The sequence below is a fragment of the Cohnella boryungensis genome (genome assembly GCF_042651945.1).
Taxonomy (GTDB): domain Bacteria; phylum Bacillota; class Bacilli; order Paenibacillales; family Paenibacillaceae; genus Cohnella; species Cohnella boryungensis.
Map to the genome: position 1 here is coordinate 1 of NZ_JBHSED010000063.1, position 748 is coordinate 748.

The 748-nt window shown below is 46.9% G+C and carries 1 protein-coding gene; it reads right to left on the reverse strand.

What is annotated here, in order from left to right:
* A partial coding sequence (locus ACFO1S_RS23705; RefSeq protein ID WP_465251304.1) for a transposase occupies positions 1-706 on the reverse strand: 706 nt, incomplete at its 3' end.
* Positions 707-748 lie beyond the last annotated feature (42 nt).

A 748-nucleotide genomic window follows, 5' to 3' on the forward strand; every position in this document is an offset into this window, starting at 1 on the left:
GTTCTACATCATCCTCAACGGTCTCTTTAAGCAGATTTAGCGGTTCCGTGATCTTAGGAAGTTGGGCGATGCCAAGCCCGGTTTCGGTAACTTCGATGAGCTTCTGGCAATAGTCGATTTCAGCCTCGAGCGTATCCATGATGTTCTTAGCAGGTAGCTTCGTTTTAAGCGATTCGTCGATGGAGTAGATGGCTTTTCGTAATTTACGAGAACGTTCCAGCAAAATCTCCCTCGGAGACTTCTGGTTGTAACGAGCTTTCGTGTGCGTTGCGTCCACGATGATGGACGTGCTCTTTAGAATGCCTTGCGCGAGAGCCAACTCGACGGTTTTACCGATTAGCATATCCAGCAGATTTAGATCTTTTAGGCGCAATTTACGGAACTTAGTAAGGGAGCTTGGGTCGATGACCGATTCTTCCGGTGCCATCTGAAGAAAGTATTTGAATGACATGTCGTACCGGGAGCGCTCAACCAAATCAACGTCCGACAACTCGAAGATGGCTTTAAGGAGCAAATATTTAAACATCCGCAATGGGTCGATGGCGTTCCGGCCATTGTCCAAGCAGTAGTTTGCTTTCAGTTCATCGTAGACGAAGGAGAAGTCTACCAGCTCGTTGATCTGGCGCAGCATGTTATCCTTAGGCACAATAAGGTCGTATAGTGCCGCATAGGGACTAATCGCAAAAGAGATTTGAGGCTGGAACAACTGACTTCACGCCTTTCGCTGTAATACTTTAATTATACAGCA